The following is a 17,311-nucleotide window of genomic DNA, read 5'->3' as shown; positions in this document are numbered from 1 at the left end:
AACCGGTCACTGGGTACCTTCATCGTGGTCGTCGGCGGAATCGTCCGAACTCGCGGATTCGTCGTCATGCGAGCTACTGTCATGTTCGTCGTCCAACCCGTTTGTAGTTTCTGCTCTCGAATCGGCTCTCGACCCCAGTTTCTCGTTGGGTTCGAACGGGCCGTCAGTGCGTGGGTCCGTCGGGAGTTCGACGCCGTCGGCGAGAATATCGTCGATCACCCTGTCGACCGCCGTCGCTTTGAGGGTCTCGAGGTAGTCATCGTCCTCGAAGGTTATCTCTCGGATGCGCGCGCCGTTGACGAGCGTAACCAACAGCGTCGCGACGGCTTCGAAATCGTGGTCGACGAACGCGCCGGACTCGATGCCGTCTTCGAGGATGGTCTCGAGCGTGGCCTGCAGTCGTCGATCGCTCTTTTGGAACTGCTCGCGGTAGGTGTCGTTGTACGGTGCCTGGGCCCGCAACTCGAGCATCGCGGTGTGAAACGACGTCTGATCGGTGTCGTCGGGGCCGTACAGGAACAGATCGAGGAACGTCGCCAGCCGCTCGACCGGCGGCTCGCCCGCGGCCGCCTCGACGTGCTCGTCGTGGCGCTCTAAGAGATAGTCGATGAAGTCGGCGACGAGGTCCTCCTTGGAGTCGTAGTGGTAGAACAGGAGCGATTTGCTCTTGTCGGTTCGATCAGCGATGTCCTGTGCGGTCAGGTCGGTGTACCCGTGGGTACACAACGCCTCGTAGGTCGCGGTCATGATCGCTTCGCGAACGTCCGGATCGGTCACTAACTGACTAGTTAGTCAGATCCGTTCAAAGAGGTTTCGCTTCCGTCGAACCGTGTCCTCGTTACCGCCGGTAACGGCTTATTTCGAACCGCTCGTAGCCGCCGAACGCGACCTCTAGCGAGCCAATCCACCAGTTCCAGCGCGCTGGCGCGGTTCCGTCGGGCGCGTCCGAGAGCTCGTCGACGACCACGTCGTTCGTCAGCTCGCAGGCCAGATCGGCGCTGTACCGACCGGAATCGTCGAGGTCGACGGCCTGACGGGTGACTACCCTGGCTGCCCCGGCGGGCCCGCCGAACGCCTCGCGCAATCGCCGCTCGAGCGATTCCGGTTCGATGGCCACGAACGCGATGAGGAGCGCGACGAACTTGAATGCACCCGTGCATCGACCGGACGGTGCGAGAGGAGGTGACGGGGAACGATCGATCGCGAACGGAGCCACGGCGGTCGTGTCCGCGATCGGACCGAACCCACCCGGTCTGGATTCGACGTATTTTTGACTGCAGACCGTTTTCCCTCGGGCATGGCAAGTTTCACTGTCGTTGTCGGCGACCCGGACTCCGGGCTCGCACACCAACTCGAGGCGGACGGACAGGACGCGAATCGATTCCTCGGCAAATCGATCGGGGACGAAGTCGACGGCTCCGCCGTCGGCCTAGACGGCTACACCCTCGAGATCACCGGCGGCTCGGACGACGCGGGTCGACCGCTCAACGAGACCGTCGCGGGCTCAGAACTGCAGGAAGTGCTGATGGAAGAAAAGCAGACCGGCTACCATCCAGAACGGGACGGCGAGCGACGCCGTATCACAGTCCGCGGCCGCGAGGTTTCCGACGCCGTCGCACAGATCAACGCGACGATCGTCGAATCCGGCGAAACCGACGTCGATGAGCTGCTCGCCGAGGACGAGTAACGACAGCAACTCAGTTATGGCAGATCGACTTTCGAGTGACCACCCGTCGATTCGAACCGTCAGAGCGACGCTTTCCGAGACGACGACGGGAGTCAGACTGGAGATTCCCGGCGAGGAACGCGACGCCTTCGCGGTCGACGAACTCGTCCGGATCACGCTCGAGGGAACGGAGCGGTTCGCTCGAGTCGAGCGGGCGCTTACCGGCGACGAACTCACGATCGAAGGCGTCTACGAGACGGCAGACGGTGCCCGCGACCCGCGGGCCGGAACCGACGTCTTGCCCGAGTGGTGCGACGAGCACACCAGACGAGACGGGGGGTCGGTGCTGATCGACGTCATCGAACCCGAATTCGCCTACGGGATTCGCGGACCCGGCGAGACGACGTTTTACGACGCCTCGGAGCCGCCAAAGTCCAGCCTCTCCGATATCGCAAGCGACATCGACGGCTAGGCGTTCGCTCGAGGCCCGATCAGCCCAGAAACAGGTCGACCATATCGCCAGACGACTGGCCCCTGTACAGTTCGGAATAGCCGCAGTTGGTACAGCTGATGACCATGAACTTCCGGTTCTGTATGTCGAAGAACTTCGATAAGCCCGTGCCCGTCGTGGATATCTCGTCGATTTCCGTCTCCGTGTGATCGCACTTCGGACAGCCCTGATCGTCTTTCATATTCTCTCTTTCGTGTAATGTAACAAAACATTTGTGCTCACACCGCGAGAAAGACAGTACCGATGCTCGGTGTACTCGTCTTCGGCGCGTTTGTGCTCGTCGGCGTCGCCATCGCGATCGCACTCTGGGTCGGGATCGACAGCGAAACGTCGGACCCGACGGTCGTCGATCGAAGCGAGGCAGAACGACGCGCTCGAGAGCAAGGCGGCCAACGCTACGGACAGGCGTCCTCGAACCAAACTGGTAGTCGACCCGACGACGGGGGAAAGCGCGACGAACACGATGCCGAGTCCGGGTGGGACCGGGCCGAAGACGACGACCCGTGGGGACGACCCGCGGATGACTCCGACGGCGACGACCGGTGGCGATAGCTACCCCTGTCCAACCATTCGATCCTGGTCCGCCCACTCTTCTTGACGGAGTTCGTACTTCTGGACCTTCCCGGTCGCCGTCGTCGGCAGTTGCTCGACGAACTCCGTCCGCCGAACCGCCTTGTAGCCGGCCAAATTCTCTTTCGTGAACTCGAGTAGTTCCTCCGTCGTGACCCCCGGCTCGTCGGGGTCGCCGCTCTCGGGAACCACGAACGCCTTTGGCGTCTCGCCCCACTCCTCGCTCGGTGCCGGGATCACCGCCACGTCCGACACCTGGGGGTGATCGAACAGCGCGTCCTCGAGTTCGATGCTCGAGATGTTCTCGCCGCCGGAAATGATGATGTCTTTCTTCCGATCGCGAATCGCGATCATGCCGTGCTCGTCGATAGTCGCGAGATCGCCCGTGTGATAGTAGCCCTCGATTCGATCGGAGAAGGCCTCCTCGGTCGCCTCGGGCTTGTTCCAGTACTTCTCCATGATCTGGTTACCCCGGACGACGACCTCGCCGAGCGTCTCGTCGTCCCGGGGAACGTCTTCCCCGTCCTCGTCGACGACCCGGATCTCGGTGCCGAGGTAGGCCAGACCCTGGCGTTTCTTGATTCGGAACCGGTCGTCGCTGTCGGCCTCGAAGTGCCGACGCGCGTCGGAGGTGGTGATAAGCGGGCCCGTCTCGGTCGCCCCGTAGACGTGTTTCAAGTACCAGCCGAACTCCTCCTCGACGGTCCGGATCGTGGCCTCGGGCGGTGCGCTCCCCGCGGTCGCGAGTCGCACCGGCGCGTCGCCGGTCGTCTCCGGTTCGTACTCGCCGTAGTAGTCGACCAGCATGTTCAACACGGTCGGTGCGCCGCACATGTACGAGACGTTTTCGTCGCGAACCGCCTCGAAGATGCCACCGGCGTCGACGCCTCGCGTACAGACGTGTTTCGCGCCGATGCCGGTCACGGCGAAGATGTGACCCCAGCCGTTGGCGTGAAACATCGGCAGGGTCCACAGGTAGACGTCGTCGTCGGTGATCTCCTGATGGGCCACCAGCAGATAGGCGTGGATCGTCTCGCAGCGATGGGTCCGGCAGACCCCCTTCGGATCGCCCGTTGTCCCCGAGGTGTAATTGATCGTGATTATCTCGTCTTCGGCCATCTCCGGCCGATCGTATTCGGTGCCCGCCTCCTCGAGCACTTGGTCGAAGCCCTCCCAGTCCCCCTCGACGGCGGCGGCGTCGTTCGTGATGAACGTCTCCGTCGGCACCACGTCGCGCACCGCCTCGATCCCGCCTGCGTACTCGTAGTCGGCGTAGATCGCGTCGACGCCCGCATCCGAGAGGATATACTCGAAATCGTTCGGCGTGAGTCGGTAATTCAACGGCGTGTGGATCGCGCCCGCTTGCATGATCCCGTAGGCCGCCTCGAGGTGATAGTGCGTGTTCGGGTCGAGCACGGCCACCCGATCACCCTTCTCGATGCCGCGCTCCTGAAGCGCCGCCGCGAACCGGTCGGCCCGATCGCCGAGTTCGTCGTACGTGAACCGCTCCCCCGTCGTCGCGACGACCGCCTCCTCGTCGCCGTAGTGCGTCCGCGCCCGGTCGAGGAACTCCGGCACGAGTAGTGGTTTGTGCATACAAACCATGCTTCGTTAACGGCCCATACCATAGTTTCCATCAGTTGCACGCAGTGACAGTTCGACAATCAGTGACGACGGCTGGGGGGTGACCGCTATCGAACGCCCCCGATACGAGAACCGGTTCCGTCGGAGTCGTGCGCGGCTACCCGCCTCGCGGTGTCCGCTAGACACGCGGGAAATCGATGTCTCGGTGCTCTTTCTCGTTCCCGTTTGCCCTCTAGGGAGTAAGGGGACGGCAGTTTCCCCAATTACTGACCGACGAACGACCGAACGCCCCGCCGAAGAACGCGGTGGACTGACAGAGCATGACTCATATTCGGAGTCGATTGGCGACACTCGAGAGCATGCTGACAGACGGCCTCAATACCGAAAGCAGGACTTGTAGTGACTCTCCGTTAGACGATTGATTGACTTGAATATCCCAAGCCAGATGGAGGTCAAAGACTTGAGGCCCAATCCGCAGTGGTCAAGTTAATACTCTTACCGAAATTTGGCAGCGATTAAGACTATGACGGAAGCAACTACAATTCCGGCGAGACCGTATGATATAGCCGAGAGATGGTGCTCTACTACGTATATCACTACTCCTGTTCCACCACCAACGAATGCGATGTTGAAACTGCTCCGAATTGCCGACTGGATCGTCCCCTCATAACGAGGGATCATCCCCGTGTTCGAAACCTCTCCGTATACAAACACTATGACTGTCCAGCCGGCTCCAACAAGAAACGCAGCGGTAGCATCATTCATAACTATCATATAATATCGAATACAACTATATATTGAGTTTTTGGATTATACTAGCTGAGTCCGTGTATATCCTACAGCAAGGCTTCAGTATGGACACCGGTGTACGTTTCTTCCGGTCCTCCATCACGTAGGTCGCTCGGCTCGGGATCGTATTCGCTTGATCCTCCAACTGCGAGTTCTGGCGTACTGATTAAACCACCGCTTTCTCGATCCCAAACTGCAAATGTGCCATCTCCTCCGGAGAAAATACCATCTAAAATATCCTCGAATATAAGTGCACAGATACCGTCGGGAAGAATTCTGATAAGCGGTGTATCTGATATTTTCTTCAATAATTTCTTAATAGTCTTACTTTTCTTCCCGACTAGAATGAAAAGTGCATCACAAACGGCCCCCATCCCAAGTGTATCCAAGTCATCAAACTCGTAATCACCTAATTCCATTGCAACGTGATAATAATTGTGCTCATCATAGCCGACTGTACCACAGTCACCTATGTATTCTGTTTCTACATCTACCTGTTCAAATATCACACCACTTGACTGAAGCTGAATCCCTTTTGTGGCTTCAACTATCTCTTCCGGCTTCACAGGGTTCAAATAACTATCCGTAGATTGGATAGTCACGTTCTCAGCGGCAGTCATAGAACGAGTTTGATCTCTTAGCTCTTCATCTTCTGATGAACGCACCGTTGACACAGATCTACTCTCATCGGCTGTAGTGTTAGTAGATCCCATTTTGGCAAATACTGCTTCACCTTTTTCTAAATCAAACCGTAACAGCATCTTTGCCTCTGCCGTATCCACGCGTCGGTAAATATATCCGTCCGATTCAACGTAATTTTCGGCACTGAAATCGGTTTCTCCCGTGAGTTCATTTGACTTGTTGTTATTCGCGGTAGCTGATCCACTGAGACAGAGCGAACCGATTCCTGCAACAGTTGCGCCTTTGAGTATGTTTCGCCGATTCATTTCATTTCTATCGGACATATAAGAACAATATGCCTGGGGTCATATATAATTTTTCCACAGTATCTAATTTAGAACATTCTCGTATACACTATAACGTATATTGGAACGGGAAATAAAACTGCGTGCAACTACCAGCAACAGCGTATCCACTGGTCGGCGGGATAGTTAATAACGAAAAACAATCCGATCCGAGAGACTGAGGTGTATTAGTCGGCCTGGACGACCTCGGTCTCGTCTTCGCGGTAGTGCTCTTCGATGAGGTCCTCGTCGATACGGTTGAGCGCGTCTTTTGGCAACATCGACAGCAGGTCCCAGCCGATCTCGAGCGTCTCGTCGATCGAGCGGTTGGTGTCGTAGCCCTGCTGGACGAACTCCTTCTCAAAGCGGTCGGCGAAGTCGAGGAACTTGTTGTCCCGTTCGGACAGTGCTTCGCGACCGACGATGTTCACGAGGTCGCGCAGGTCCTCACCCTCCGCGTATGCGGCGTACATCTGGTCGGAAACGTCGCCGTGGTCCTCTCGAGTGAGCCCTTCGCCGATACCGTCGTCCATCAGTCGCGAGAGGCTCGGGAGAACGTTGACCGGCGGCTCGATACCCTGACTGTTCAGGTTCCGATCCATCATGATCTGACCTTCCGTAATGTAGCCGGTCAGGTCGGGGATCGGGTGGGTGTCGTCGTCACCGGGCATCGTGAGGATCGGAATCTGCGTGACCGATCCGTCGCGGCCTTCGATCCGACCCGCCCGCTCGTAGAGTTGGGCCAGGTCGGTGTACATGTATCCGGGGTAGCCACGTCGGCCCGGAACCTCCTCGCGTGCGGCGCCGATCTCTCGGAGCGCCTCACAGTAGTTGGTCATGTCCGTCAGGATAACCAGCACGTGATAATCCTTCTCGAAGGCGAGGTACTCGGCGGTCGTCAGGACCAGCCGCGGCGTGACCTGCCGTTCGACGGCGGGGTCGTCCGCGAGGTTCATGAAGACGACCGAGCGCTCGAGCGCGCCCGTGCGCTCGAAGTCGTCCATGAACTCGTTTGCCTCCTCGGCGGTGATACCCATCGCGCCGAAGATGACCGCGAACTCGGAGCCGTCGTCGTCCTCGCCCTCTTCCTCTTCCGGGACGGTCGCCTGTCGGGCGATCTGGAGCGCGAGTTCGTTGTGTGGCAGTCCCGAGCCGGAGAAGATCGGCAGCTTCTGGCCGCGAACCAGCGTGTTCATGCCGTCGATGGCCGAGACGCCGGTCTGAATGAACTCTTCGGGGTACTCTCGAGAGTACGGGTTGATCGCTTCGCCGACGATGTCGTGTCGTTCGTCGGGGACGATTTCCGGACCGCCGTCGATTGGGTTGCCGGAGCCGTCTAACACCCGTCCGAGCAGATCCTCGGTGACGGGCATCTTCATCGTCTCGCCCAGGAAGCGAACGGAGGCGTTGCGGTCGATTCCGCCCGTGCCCTCGAAGACCTGGATCGAGACGATACCCTCGCTCGATTCCAGCACCTGCCCGCGAAGGGTCCGCCCGTCTTCGGTCTCGATCTCGACGATCTCGTCGTATCCGACCGGCTCGTCGACTTCGGCGAACACCAGCGGACCGCTGATTTCCGTGATAGTCTGGTACTCTTTCATTGTTAGTACAGTGCTCGCAGTTGTTCTTTGAGGTCGTCTTCGATCTCGTCGATGAATTCGTTCCACTCCTCGGCCGTTCCCATGCGGTTGAGCCGCGGCGCGGCGTCGACGTTCTGGATCTCGTCGACGGGAACGCCCGCCTCGAGCGCTTCGAACGCCTCGTCGTTGAACGTCTTGATCGCCGTGAGCATACGATATGTCTTCTCGGGCTCACAGTAGGTGTCGACGTCGTGGAGCGCGTTCTGTTGCAGCCACGCCTCGCGCAGGTAGCGTGCGATCTCGAGGGTCAGCTGCTGGTCTTCCGGCAGCGCGTCCTTGCCGACGAGCTGAACGATCTCCTGCAGCTCGTCTTCCTCGTCGAGGACGTCGACCGCCCACTGTCGCACGTCGGACCAGTCGCCCGCGATGTTGTCCTCCCACCACGGATCGAGCTGGTCCTTGTACAGCGAGTACGACTCGTTCCAGTCGATCGACGGGAAGTGCCGCCGTTCCGCGAGGTCGGCGTCGAGCGCCCAGAACGTCTTGACGATACGGAGCGTGTTCTGGGTGACTGGCTCGGAGAAGTCCCCGCCCGGCGGCGAGACCGCACCGACGACCGAAATTGATCCCTCGTCGCCGTTGATCAGCTGGAACTTGCCGGCGCGCTCGTAGAACTCAGAGAGCGAGGCGGCGAGATACGCGGGATAGCCCTCTTCGCCGGGCATCTCCTCGAGTCGGCTCGAGATCTCCCGCATGGCCTCTGCCCACCGCGAGGTGGAGTCGGCCATCAGCGCGACGTCGTAGCCCATGTCGCGGTAGTACTCCGCGATCGTAATTCCCGTGTAAATGCAGGATTCACGCGCTGCGACGGGCATGTTCGACGTGTTCGCGATGAGACATGTACGAGCCATCAGCGGGTTCCCGGTCTGTGGGTCCGGCAGTTCCGGGAAGTCCTCGATGACCTCGGTCATCTCGTTGCCGCGCTCGCCACAGCCGATGTAGACGACGATGTCCGCGTCGGACCACTTGGCGAGTTGCTGCTGGGTGACGGTCTTCCCGGAGCCGAAGGGGCCGGGAATTGCCGCCGTCCCGCCTTTCGCGAGCGGGAAGAGGCCGTCCTGTACGCGCTGGCCCGTGACGAGCGGTTCGGTCGGCGTCTCCTTGTCACCGGCTGGGCGGGCCTCTCGGACCGGCCACTCCTGGTGCATCTGGATCTCCTCGCCGTTGTCGAGTTCGATGACGGTCTCCTCGACGGAGAACTCGCCGCTCTCGACGCTTGTGACTTCCCCGCCCTCGTAGTCCGGCGGGACCATCACTTTGTGCTCGATGGTGACCGTCTCCGGGACGACACCGACGATGTCGCCGGGTTCGACTACGTCGCCTTCCGCGACTTCGGGCTCGAACTCCCACTCTTTCTCCAAGTCGATACCGGGGGCGTCGACCCCGCGGTCGAGAAACGCCGTCCCCATCTTGTCCTCGAGAACGTCGAGCGGGCGCTGGACGCCGTCGTAGATGGAGTCGAGCATCCCCGGCCCGAGGTCGACGCTGAGGGGCTCGCCCGTGTTCTCGACGGGTTCGCCCGGGCCGACGCCGGAGGTCTCTTCGTACACCTGAATCGTGGTCAGGTTCCCTTCGATCTCGATGACCTCGCCCATCAGCCCTTCGTCGCCGACGTAGACGACGTCGTTCATCCGGGCGTCGAGGTCCGTGGCGGTCACGACCGGACCGCTCACGCTTTCGATTACACCGTCTTCGTCGACGGTTTCAGTTTGTTCTGCCTGGCTCATAGTTTAGCTGTCTTCGTCCTCGTCCATCAGGTCGATCCCGATCGCGCGTTTGATCTGTTCGCGCAGCCCGCCACCACCGGTGCCGCTTCCGATCGTGACGACGACCGGCTCGACGCTCGTCTCGACTTCCTGTCTAACGTTTCGCGACAGGTACTCGAGATCGTCGTCGTGCATGACGACGATACCGACGCCGTCGTCTTCGAGGGCCGCCGTCGCTGCGTCGTCTAACTGCTCGTCTTTCTCGTCGTCCGGAACGTTCTCGAATCGGCTGACGCCAGCGAGGCGAAAGCCGGTGGTGAACTCCGGGCTGCCGACGACTGCGATTTCCTGGCTCATAGGATCACCAGCTCTTCTTCGATTTCGTTCTCGTCGAGTCCGACCTCGCGACCGCGCGCGATAGCGCGGATGTTATCGACCTCGCGCTCTTTGGCGAGCACGAACGACAGAACCGGCGATATCGAGGTCGGGTACACGCTCGAGAGCGTATCGGCGTACTCGAGCAACGCGGCGTCTAGTGCGTGCTCGAACTGGATAAGGCTGTCAGCGTCGCGCAGTTGATCCAGCGCCCCCGACAGGCGGTCGCCGTAGCGTTTGTTATCCGCGATGTGGTCGACGAGCGTGTCGTAGTCGTCGATCAGCCGGTTCAGGTCGGATTCGTCGAACAGAACGCCACCTTCGATGAAGTACGCAGCAGGGTCGAGATCCGCTCCGCTCCGCGCGAGACGCAACGCGTTCCGCGCGTTTCGGAAGTCGATCTCCGCCTCGAGGAACTCGACGTACTTCGCCTGCGGTCCCTCTCGGGGCCGACCCAGGTCCTCGAGTAGGTTCTCGTAAAACGCTCGATCGAGCGCGTTCTCGATCGGAACGAGCGCCCCGCTCTCCTCGTAGTCTTCGTAGGCGTCCTCGAGCTGTTCGGCGAAAATCGTTCCCTCGAGGATCTCGACGACGTCTTCGACCGAATCGACTTCGACAAGTCGATCGAGCGTGCCGTCGTCGAGCTCGCCGGCGCGAATGAGGTCGGTCTGGATCTCCTCGGGATCGCTCTCGGTGTAGATCCCGCGAACGATCGTCTTCAGGTTCCAGACGTCGAACTTCCGGAGGTATCGAACGATGCGATCGTACAGTTCACCTTCGGACCACTCGAGCAGATCGTCGAAGTGCTTCGCGAGGTTTCGGTTCAACGCGTACTCGATCAGATCGACGCCGGAGAAGCGGGTTCCGAGGGCGTTGATCTCGGTTTCGTACTCCGTCTCTTCCATGAACCGCGCGATCTCGCTCGGCCCCATCCGGATCAGCTTGCGGTAGTCCTCGTCGGACAACATCGCCGCTCGGCGCGAGCGAACACGGGCGTTTACGTACTCCGGATTCGAGGCACCTGTGCTCATTGCTCGAAGAGTCTGTTACTGATCTCCTGGAGGTTGTCTTCCCAGACGTCCTCGAGCACGGAGTCGAACGTGTTGTTGACTCGCAGCCGGGACGCCTCGCTCTCGACGACGACGCCGCCGAGACAGTCGTACTCGCCGGCGTACTCGTAGTCGTCGTACTCCTCGAGGATCGATTCGATCAGTTCCTCGTCGGAGTCGCGACCGTAGACGGAGACGTCGTCGCCGTCGTCGAACTCGACCGTCGCGGCCTCGAGGAGCTCGCGAGTGAGTTCCTCGCGGGTGTCGCCCTCGAGCGAGGCGAGTTCGTCTTCGACGGACTCACGTACCTCAGTGAGCACGTCGCGGCGTGCCTCCAGGCGTTTTTGTTTCGCCTCCAGTTTCGCACTGGAGAGTCGCTGTTCGCGCAACTGTTCGATCTCGCGTTCGACTTCGTCTTCGGCGTCGGCGACGATCTCGTCTGCATCGTCACGGGCGGCGGACTCGATCTCTTCGGCGCGCGTTTCGCCCTGTGAGCGGATATCCTCCGCACGCGCGTGAGCCTCTTCTCGAATGTCCTCAACGACTGTGTCCAAACTCATTGTAAGAAGGTTCGAAGGGAGACGCTTTAAGGTCCGACGAAGAGCGCGACCAGTGCGAAGATCACGAGCGTCTCGGGAAGGACCGTCAGGAGAATGCCGATACCGGGCGAGATGGAGTCCTCGGCGAGTGCACCGACGACCGACGCGCCGATCGCTCGCTCTGCATACCCTGCGCCGATAGCTGCGAGACCGATACCGAGAGCCGCCGCCGCACCTCGTTCGATCATCGGACCGCCGCCACCACCAGCGGCCTGTTCCTGCAACACAACCGCGTTCTCAGCGAAACTGTTCAGCGCGAGTCCAAGTTCGAGTGGAGCTTCGATCATGATTGTAATTTACTCGTGGTTTTGCAACCGGACAGGTAGTACTACTCCGCAGTGTCTTCTTAAAACTTCCCAAACCAAACCGCCAAATCTGGCCTGCTAATCCCTGACACGCGGGTCCGAGACGCTCTCTCGCGGGTTTATAGCTATCGTATCGAAGACGAAAATAAATGAAACCGAACCCGAACTGATCTCGAAACGACTGCCGAGTCAGTTGTCGTCGTCGAGTCGCTCTCGACCGAACGGTTCGAACTTGCGACCGCCGCCATCGTAGAACCGGTTGAAGAACTCGACGTACTCGAGACGGATTCCCTGCAGGCCGGCGCTGGTGATGCCCAGCAGCAAGACGACGACGTGACCGAGGACGAGGATGAACACGCCGATGATCGCCATCAGGATGCCCCCGTGGAGCAGACCACTGAACATGACTTCGCTCACTTCGTATCCGTGGTAGGTTCCCTGCTCGAGCATGTGCTGAGGCGCGTGGGTGGTCCCGAAGTGCCACTCGGCACCGGAGTCGGTTTCGACGACGTAGACTCCGAAGAACAGCATGTTGACGACGAACGCCATCCCCGCCTTCGCGAGGATGACCGCCGCCATTCGGAGATACGAGAGCACGTCACCGAAGACGTTGAAGCTCTCGAGGCCGCCGATGATGATTCCGAGGGCACCGTAGTGTCTGACCTCGCCGTAGACCATCGTCACGAAGCCAAACAGTGCGATCAATAGTGGAACGCCGACTGCGAGACCACCAAGTCCCGGGACGGCTTCGGGCAGCGAGAACACTTCCATGACCGGGAAGCCGCTGAAGCCGATCGGAATCGGCCCCTCGCTACTGAACGTCTCGAAGAGGAACGCGGGCTTGGCTCCCTCGCCCTGGACGCTGAAGATCCACATCCAGAGACCGATCATGAGCAGCGCCCACGAGCCGTTCTCGAAGTAGGCTTCGCCAACGCCGTGCTCGAGGTCGTTGATGAAGCCGAAGATGTACCCGACGGTAAGGTGGCCCAGTCCGATGAAGACGCTCGCCAGCAGCCACGCCTGGCTGAACTGGGAGAACGCGGGCTGGATCCCTTTGCGCAGCGGCGGGCCGTCGCTAAACAGGACCTCGCCGAGGACGTGGAGTCCGAACACCTCGCCGTACAGAATCCCGAACAGCATCGTGAACCCACCGGCCCACATGCCGATCGCACCGAGACTCCGAACGATGTCCTGATCGAACTGACTGTACAGCAGGTATCCGACACCGGTGTACAACAGTCCGTATCCGAGGTCACCGAGCATGAACCCGTAGAACGCCGGGAACGTCAACAGCAAGACGATTGTCGGATCGAGTTCGCTGTACTTGGGCCGGTCGATCAGTCGAAGCAGGAACTCGAACGGTTTCGCGGGACCGACGTTGTCCTGGACGACCGGCGGCTCGTCCACCATCGTCACTGCACCGGTCGCCGTCGCCGACCCGCCGTCGGCGACCGCCTCTCGAGTTTCCCGCTCTTCTTCCTCTTTGGTGACCGTTTCGCTCGAGTCCTCGCTGTCGCCGTGTTCGACGGCCTCGGTTCGGGTCGGATACCCTTCGTCGTTGTAGTCGGCTCGAACGAGTTCCTCGATCTCGACGCTGTCGCCGACGACGTCGTTCAACCCGGAGACGAGTCGGTCGTACTCGTCGGTCGGCAGCCACCCTTCGGCGACGAACGCGTGCTCGGTCGTCGCGAACTGCAGGGGCGCTTCCGCCTGTTGAACCTCGACCGATAGCTCCTCTTCGGCTCGCAGGAGGAATCCGCCCTCGGCCTGTTTGATCTCCTCGAGTTCGGCGTCGATCTCCTCGAGTTGGGACTCGAGTTCGTCCCGTTGGGACTCGAGGTCCGAGACGTACGCCTCGGGAGTCTGGTCGGTATCGGGGACGTCGTGACGGGTGAACTCGACGCCGACGAGCGCGTCGTCGATCGGACTGTCGCCGGCCGATTCGGCGGGCGCGGCGGCGATGGCGACGACGCCGTCGCCGGTGAACGTCTCGTAGGCACGGATCTCGTCGGCCGCCTCGACGGCCGCCTCGACTTCCTCGAGGGAGCCCTCGCCGACGAGGACGTCGATCGAGTCGTATCCCGACAGCAGATCGAGGTCGATCCCGAGCGCGGCGAAGGGCGCGACGCGATCGATCCGTTCGTTGACCTGTCGAAGCTCGTCGTTGATCTCGCTTCGCCGGTCGTCGAGTTCGTTAACTCGCGTACGGATGGACTCGAGTCGGTCCTCCCAGCCGTCCTCGAGCGAACCCGAATCCGGGTTGGCGTCCTCGACCGAGAGATCCAACGTGCTCTCGAGGGCCCGGACGGTGACGAGCTTCTCGGACGCGGTCTCGGCGCCCTCGATCGGATCGCCGTTGTCGAACCCCTCCCAGGAGCCGTCGTAGTCCGAGAGATGAACCAGGTTCAGCCCGTGAATCGTCTCGATGACCTGGGACATGACGCCCCGTGAGCCGGTCACCGAGACCTTGCTCATCCGTTCAGGTCTGAGCATGGACGTCCTCCTGGAACAGTTCGACGACGTGGGCTGTCACTTCGTCGACCCGGTCTCGGGCGCGCTCGGCGAGTTCCTCCCGCTCTTGCTCGCCGTCCTCGAGAACGCGCTCGCACTCCTCGTCTATTTCTTCGCGCGCCTGCTCGAGCCGGCGTTCTTTGAGCTCGCGCGCTTCCTGTTCAGCGTCGGTGCGAATCTCCTCGGCGCGTTCCCGGGCCTCGGCTATTCGCTCGTCGCGGTCATCTTCTGCCTCTGCGACGATGTCGTCGGCCTCTTGTTCGGCCGACTGAAGTCGTTCGAGAACCTCTGGCCTCGGCATAATCTAAGCAAGCGAATCTTTGCTCAAGGGCGTATATGGTAGTTGCGAAAGTGATCCGCCGCTGGACCGCCGACGCAGCCGTATCGTGGTGTGGTTGCCCAACCCATTCGCGCCGGAATTCGGCAGAAAACCGAGAACAGCAAGCATATTGTGTTCGAACTGGAACTGCTCACCCAATGGGAATCCTCGAGAACAAAGCCAGGGCCCGGCTCTTTTATAAGTATCTCTCGACGGTCTACGACTGGATCAACCCGTTCATCTGGAACGAGGAGATGCGAACCGAGGCGCTCGACCTCCTCGAGCTCGAGTCAGATATGACGGTGCTCGACGTCGGCTGTGGGACCGGATTCGGGACCGAGGGCCTGCTCGAGCGGGTCGATCACGTCTACGCGCTCGACCAGAGCGAACACCAACTCGAGAAGGCCTACGGCAAGTTCGGCACGCGGAATCCGTCGGTACAGTTCCACCGCGGGGACGCCGAGCGGCTCCCGTTCGCGACCGATACCTTCGACGTGGTCTGGTCCTCCGGTTCGATCGAGTACTGGCCGAATCCGATCCTCGCGCTTCGGGAGTTCCGGCGCGTGTTGAAACCGGGCGGGCAGGTCCTCGTCGTCGGTCCGAACTACCCCGACAGGCTCGTCACGCAGAAACTCGCCGACGCGATGATGCTCTTTTACGACGAGTACGAGGCGGATCGAATGTTCAAGCACGCGGGATTCGAGGAAGTCAAACACAAGTTCATGGGGCCGTCCTACGAACCGGACGTCGCCATCACTACGATCGGTCGGGCTCCCGATCGGTAATTACGCTTTTCCCGTCGACGCATCCGGAATTGGGCTGCGAGCCATCACCGCGCCGTCGTCTCGAGCGTGGCGATCCGATGGTCGTCCGTCACGAGCGTCACGGTGACCGTCGCGCCCGCCCGTAATCGAGGATCGTTGGTCGACGCGAGATCGACGCGCGCGGATTCGCCGGCCCGCCAGATCGGCTCGCTTCTCGCGTTGAACGGGCCGGTCGGCGTCTCGTCGAACCCCTCGGCACCGACGAACGGAACCGGCGGCTGGTTCTCGAGTGCGACGCCGTCTATCTCGACGCGTACCGCGAGTTCGCGAACGTCGACCGCGTCGCCGCCGGCGTGCTCGAGTTCGATCGTCGAGTCCGCCGCGTCGGCCGAGAGGTCGAATCCGGCCGTCGGCGGGGTCCCGCCCGTCCCGAGCGCGCTGGCACCGACTGTGAGAATAGCTGCGAGAACGACGGTCACGGCAATCATGACAAGAATGCCGATCAACGGGCTGAGCGCTCGGGCGGGACAGTCGGTCGGTTTTCGCCCGTTCGAAGTTCGCTCGCCGGATGATTGCCCGTTCGGTTCCACACCGACGGTTGGGCCCCCGATCCGTCATAAACCCTCGTCTCGTCAGGAGACGTCCATCGAGACCGTACTCGAGCCCGATTCGGCCTCGAGTTCGTACGATTCGGTCGGGGGAACGTACCAGACGACGCCGTCGTCGTCGGTCTCGCCGATCACGGCCCCGTCGACGGAGATCGTAGCCGACTCGACCGGAGTGTCAGAGTCGGTCTCGTTGACCTGTACCCTGACTGGACCATTCGAAGGCGTCTGGTTGTGGGTCAGCTCCAGTCCGTCTGCCGTCTCCGTGGTCGACCCCGTGATCGGGAGCGTTTCGACGTTCAGTTCCTGGACCTCGTGGAAGACATCGGCAGAGTTGCTATCGAGGAACGAGGTGAGAATCCCCTGACTGTGTGGGACCTCCACGCGATACAGGTTCCACGGGTCCTCATGGTCGTTGCTGAAACTGGCGTCCCCGTCTTCGGTCGCCCACGGGTACAACTCCTCGAACTTATCGAAAGCGTCACCCTGGTCCGCGTACTCGCTGAGGCCATCGAGATCACGGTTGTCAAACCGGGTCGTCTCGACGACGTACGTACCGTCGACTATCGTCTGAAGGCGGTATCCATCGTTCGAGGTCTGTACTTCGATGGAGAGTCCGCCCGTCGTTCCCGGGCCGGTTCCCTGCTGAGCCGACGCCGCTAACGCCCGAACGGTCCCCTGCTGGACCGCCAGTCGCTCCCGATCGGACCGAAGGTCGCTTTCAACGTCATCGCCGATATGGTACCCGATGACGTCGTCCGATCGTTCGATTATCTCTTCGATTCGCTGCTCGAGGGCGTTCGCGTCGTTGTAGTTCCGTATGAGGGTCTGTAACAGCCGACCGGTCGACATATCTCCCGCGGCGTGGGCGCGGACGGCATCGAGCTCTCGCTGCTCGAGTTCGTCCGTCCGGTTGCGAACGTTCTCGAGGGACATGTTGATCATCTCGTCGCGTTCGCCGTCGTCGACGGTTTCGAACTCCTCGCCGAAGAGGACCTCCCACTCGTATTCGTTGCGGAGGTCGTCGTCGCTTTGAGCGAGTATCGTCCCCAGACTCTGGCCGTACTCGACCGAGTCGGTTCGAGCCGGATCGGACAACTTGAGACGGTTCGGCGTATCCATTACGGAAACTGGTTCGACCGACTGGGGGACGGGTTCGTACTGGTGTTGGACTCGCTGTTGGGTGGATCCCGGTGCCGCTGCGGTGACGGTCATGGCCGGAAGGGAGACGGCGAGAAGCAACGCGAGGAGGGCCGGAGTCGCGTTCGTCATTGAACGATAGTAGAGACCACTGATACAAAAATTGGTCGACAGCTACTCATCGCGAGTAAGCACAGGCTACCATCAGAATAC

At 60.8% G+C, this 17,311-nt stretch carries 20 protein-coding genes; 4 read left to right on the top strand and 16 right to left on the bottom strand.

The features are described from left to right. Window positions 1-6: 6 nt before the first annotated feature. Together BM348_RS03565 and BM348_RS03560 are read right to left on the bottom strand one after the other, a co-directional pair. The gene (locus tag BM348_RS03565; protein WP_092902044.1) at window positions 7-777 is read right to left on the bottom strand and encodes a TetR/AcrR family transcriptional regulator; all 771 of its coding nucleotides are present in this window, start codon (window positions 775-777) and stop codon (window positions 7-9) included. Between the two features lie 61 nt (window positions 778-838). Beyond that, window positions 839-1,117 carry a hypothetical protein gene (locus BM348_RS03560; RefSeq protein WP_092903586.1) on the bottom strand — a complete coding sequence of 93 codons (279 nt, stop codon included), beginning with the start codon at window positions 1,115-1,117 and terminating at the stop codon, window positions 839-841. Between the two features lie 180 nt (window positions 1,118-1,297). Here BM348_RS03560 and BM348_RS03555 point away from each other — a divergent pair, with 180 nt between their 5' ends. Together BM348_RS03555 and BM348_RS03550 are read left to right on the top strand one after the other, a co-directional pair. Continuing rightward, on the top strand, window positions 1,298-1,687 hold the full coding sequence (locus BM348_RS03555; protein ID WP_092902041.1) for a 30S ribosomal protein S6e: 390 nt from the start codon (window positions 1,298-1,300) through the stop codon (window positions 1,685-1,687). 16 nt (window positions 1,688-1,703) lie between these two features. Then, window positions 1,704-2,138 carry a DUF7112 family protein gene (locus BM348_RS03550; RefSeq protein WP_092902038.1) on the top strand — a complete coding sequence of 145 codons (435 nt, stop codon included), beginning with the start codon at window positions 1,704-1,706 and terminating at the stop codon, window positions 2,136-2,138. Window positions 2,139-2,157: 19 nt separating this feature from the next. On the opposite strand, the gene BM348_RS03545 is transcribed toward BM348_RS03550, so the two are convergent. Further along, a complete protein-coding gene (locus tag BM348_RS03545; protein ID WP_050050817.1) occupies window positions 2,158-2,358 on the bottom strand; it encodes a zinc ribbon domain-containing protein in 201 nt (66 codons plus the stop codon). 62 nt (window positions 2,359-2,420) lie between these two features. On the opposite strand from BM348_RS03545, the gene BM348_RS03540 reads away from it, so the two are divergent. Next, the gene (locus tag BM348_RS03540) at window positions 2,421-2,729 is read left to right on the top strand and encodes a hypothetical protein (RefSeq protein WP_092902035.1); all 309 of its coding nucleotides are present in this window, start codon (window positions 2,421-2,423) and stop codon (window positions 2,727-2,729) included. Here BM348_RS03540 and BM348_RS03535 read toward each other — a convergent pair whose 3' ends face one another. The 11 genes from BM348_RS03535 to ahaH form a co-directional block, all read right to left on the bottom strand. Then, the gene (locus tag BM348_RS03535) at window positions 2,730-4,343 is read right to left on the bottom strand and encodes a long-chain-fatty-acid--CoA ligase (protein ID WP_092902032.1); all 1,614 of its coding nucleotides are present in this window, start codon (window positions 4,341-4,343) and stop codon (window positions 2,730-2,732) included. Window positions 4,344-4,826: 483 nt separating this feature from the next. After that, window positions 4,827-5,096: a hypothetical protein gene (locus BM348_RS03530; protein ID WP_139231133.1), complete on the bottom strand. Its 270-nt coding sequence runs from the start codon at window positions 5,094-5,096 to the stop codon at window positions 4,827-4,829. A 71-nt stretch (window positions 5,097-5,167) separates the two neighbouring features. After that, window positions 5,168-6,085: a hypothetical protein gene (locus BM348_RS20520; protein ID WP_139231132.1), complete on the bottom strand. Its 918-nt coding sequence runs from the start codon at window positions 6,083-6,085 to the stop codon at window positions 5,168-5,170. A 188-nt stretch (window positions 6,086-6,273) separates the two neighbouring features. After that, on the bottom strand, window positions 6,274-7,686 hold the full coding sequence (locus tag BM348_RS03520; protein WP_092902023.1) for an ATP synthase subunit B: 1,413 nt from the start codon (window positions 7,684-7,686) through the stop codon (window positions 6,274-6,276). Window positions 7,687-7,688: 2 nt separating this feature from the next. Beyond that, on the bottom strand, window positions 7,689-9,452 hold the full coding sequence (locus BM348_RS03515) for an ATP synthase subunit A (RefSeq protein ID WP_092902020.1): 1,764 nt from the start codon (window positions 9,450-9,452) through the stop codon (window positions 7,689-7,691). Between the two features lie 3 nt (window positions 9,453-9,455). Then, window positions 9,456-9,788: a V-type ATP synthase subunit F gene (locus BM348_RS03510; protein ID WP_092902017.1), complete on the bottom strand. Its 333-nt coding sequence runs from the start codon at window positions 9,786-9,788 to the stop codon at window positions 9,456-9,458. Further along, window positions 9,785-10,837, bottom strand: a complete 1,053-nt coding sequence (locus BM348_RS03505; RefSeq protein WP_092902014.1) for a V-type ATP synthase subunit C — start codon at window positions 10,835-10,837, stop codon at window positions 9,785-9,787. Before BM348_RS03505 ends, BM348_RS03510 begins: the two co-directional genes overlap by 4 nt. Next, complete coding sequence (locus tag BM348_RS03500; RefSeq protein ID WP_092902011.1) at window positions 10,834-11,415, bottom strand: V-type ATP synthase subunit E; 582 nt, start codon at window positions 11,413-11,415, stop codon at window positions 10,834-10,836. Before BM348_RS03500 ends, BM348_RS03505 begins: the two co-directional genes overlap by 4 nt. A gap of 26 nt (window positions 11,416-11,441) precedes the next feature. Next, entirely contained in the window at window positions 11,442-11,741 is a 300-nt protein-coding gene (locus tag BM348_RS03495; RefSeq protein WP_092902008.1) for a hypothetical protein, read from the bottom strand. Between the two features lie 207 nt (window positions 11,742-11,948). Beyond that, window positions 11,949-14,252: a V-type ATP synthase subunit I gene (locus BM348_RS03490; protein WP_245779387.1), complete on the bottom strand. Its 2,304-nt coding sequence runs from the start codon at window positions 14,250-14,252 to the stop codon at window positions 11,949-11,951. After that, window positions 14,239-14,571, bottom strand: a complete 333-nt coding sequence (ahaH, locus tag BM348_RS03485) for an ATP synthase archaeal subunit H (RefSeq protein WP_092902005.1) — start codon at window positions 14,569-14,571, stop codon at window positions 14,239-14,241. The genes BM348_RS03490 and ahaH overlap by 14 nt, the downstream gene beginning before the upstream one ends. A gap of 176 nt (window positions 14,572-14,747) precedes the next feature. Here ahaH and BM348_RS03480 point away from each other — a divergent pair, with 176 nt between their 5' ends. Then, entirely contained in the window at window positions 14,748-15,374 is a 627-nt protein-coding gene (locus BM348_RS03480) for a methyltransferase domain-containing protein (RefSeq protein WP_092902002.1), read from the top strand. 44 nt (window positions 15,375-15,418) lie between these two features. On the opposite strand, the gene BM348_RS03475 is transcribed toward BM348_RS03480, so the two are convergent. Together BM348_RS03475 and BM348_RS03470 are read right to left on the bottom strand one after the other, a co-directional pair. Further along, window positions 15,419-15,943, bottom strand: coding sequence for a type IV pilin (locus BM348_RS03475; protein WP_245779386.1), 525 nt, complete (start codon window positions 15,941-15,943; stop codon window positions 15,419-15,421). Window positions 15,944-15,985: 42 nt separating this feature from the next. Continuing rightward, window positions 15,986-17,230: a DUF7096 domain-containing protein gene (locus BM348_RS03470; RefSeq protein ID WP_092902000.1), complete on the bottom strand. Its 1,245-nt coding sequence runs from the start codon at window positions 17,228-17,230 to the stop codon at window positions 15,986-15,988. Window positions 17,231-17,311 lie beyond the last annotated feature (81 nt).

Source organism: Halostagnicola kamekurae, from assembly GCF_900116205.1.
Classification (GTDB): Archaea; Halobacteriota; Halobacteria; order Halobacteriales; family Natrialbaceae; genus Halostagnicola; species Halostagnicola kamekurae.
The sequence above is the reverse complement of the archived record's forward strand: the minus strand, read 5'-3'. Positions and strand labels throughout refer to the sequence as shown.

Bases quoted from the DNA above. Each gene is read 5' to 3' on its own strand.
- BM348_RS03510 (WP_092902017.1), bottom strand. From the start codon at position 9,788: ATGAGCCAGGAAATCGCAGTCGTCGGCAGCCCGGAGTTCACCACCGGC.
- BM348_RS03470 (WP_092902000.1), bottom strand. From the start codon at position 17,230: ATGACGAACGCGACTCCGGCCCTCCTCGCGTTGCTTCTCGCCGTCTCC.
- BM348_RS03550 (WP_092902038.1), top strand. From the start codon at position 1,704: ATGGCAGATCGACTTTCGAGTGACCACCCGTCGATTCGAACCGTCAGA.
- BM348_RS03515 (WP_092902020.1), bottom strand. From the start codon at position 9,452: ATGAGCCAGGCAGAACAAACTGAAACCGTCGACGAAGACGGTGTAATC.
- ahaH (WP_092902005.1), bottom strand. From the start codon at position 14,571: ATGCCGAGGCCAGAGGTTCTCGAACGACTTCAGTCGGCCGAACAAGAG.
- BM348_RS03540 (WP_092902035.1), top strand. From the start codon at position 2,421: ATGCTCGGTGTACTCGTCTTCGGCGCGTTTGTGCTCGTCGGCGTCGCC.
- BM348_RS03535 (WP_092902032.1), bottom strand. From the start codon at position 4,343: ATGCACAAACCACTACTCGTGCCGGAGTTCCTCGACCGGGCGCGGACG.
- BM348_RS03480 (WP_092902002.1), top strand. From the start codon at position 14,748: ATGGGAATCCTCGAGAACAAAGCCAGGGCCCGGCTCTTTTATAAGTAT.
- BM348_RS03490 (WP_245779387.1), bottom strand. From the start codon at position 14,252: ATGCTCAGACCTGAACGGATGAGCAAGGTCTCGGTGACCGGCTCACGG.
- BM348_RS03530 (WP_139231133.1), bottom strand. From the start codon at position 5,096: ATGAATGATGCTACCGCTGCGTTTCTTGTTGGAGCCGGCTGGACAGTC.
- BM348_RS03505 (WP_092902014.1), bottom strand. From the start codon at position 10,837: ATGAGCACAGGTGCCTCGAATCCGGAGTACGTAAACGCCCGTGTTCGC.
- BM348_RS03495 (WP_092902008.1), bottom strand. From the start codon at position 11,741: ATGATCGAAGCTCCACTCGAACTTGGACTCGCGCTGAACAGTTTCGCT.
- BM348_RS03545 (WP_050050817.1), bottom strand. From the start codon at position 2,358: ATGAAAGACGATCAGGGCTGTCCGAAGTGCGATCACACGGAGACGGAA.
- BM348_RS03520 (WP_092902023.1), bottom strand. From the start codon at position 7,686: ATGAAAGAGTACCAGACTATCACGGAAATCAGCGGTCCGCTGGTGTTC.
- BM348_RS03500 (WP_092902011.1), bottom strand. From the start codon at position 11,415: ATGAGTTTGGACACAGTCGTTGAGGACATTCGAGAAGAGGCTCACGCG.
- BM348_RS20520 (WP_139231132.1), bottom strand. From the start codon at position 6,085: ATGTCCGATAGAAATGAAATGAATCGGCGAAACATACTCAAAGGCGCA.
- BM348_RS03555 (WP_092902041.1), top strand. From the start codon at position 1,298: ATGGCAAGTTTCACTGTCGTTGTCGGCGACCCGGACTCCGGGCTCGCA.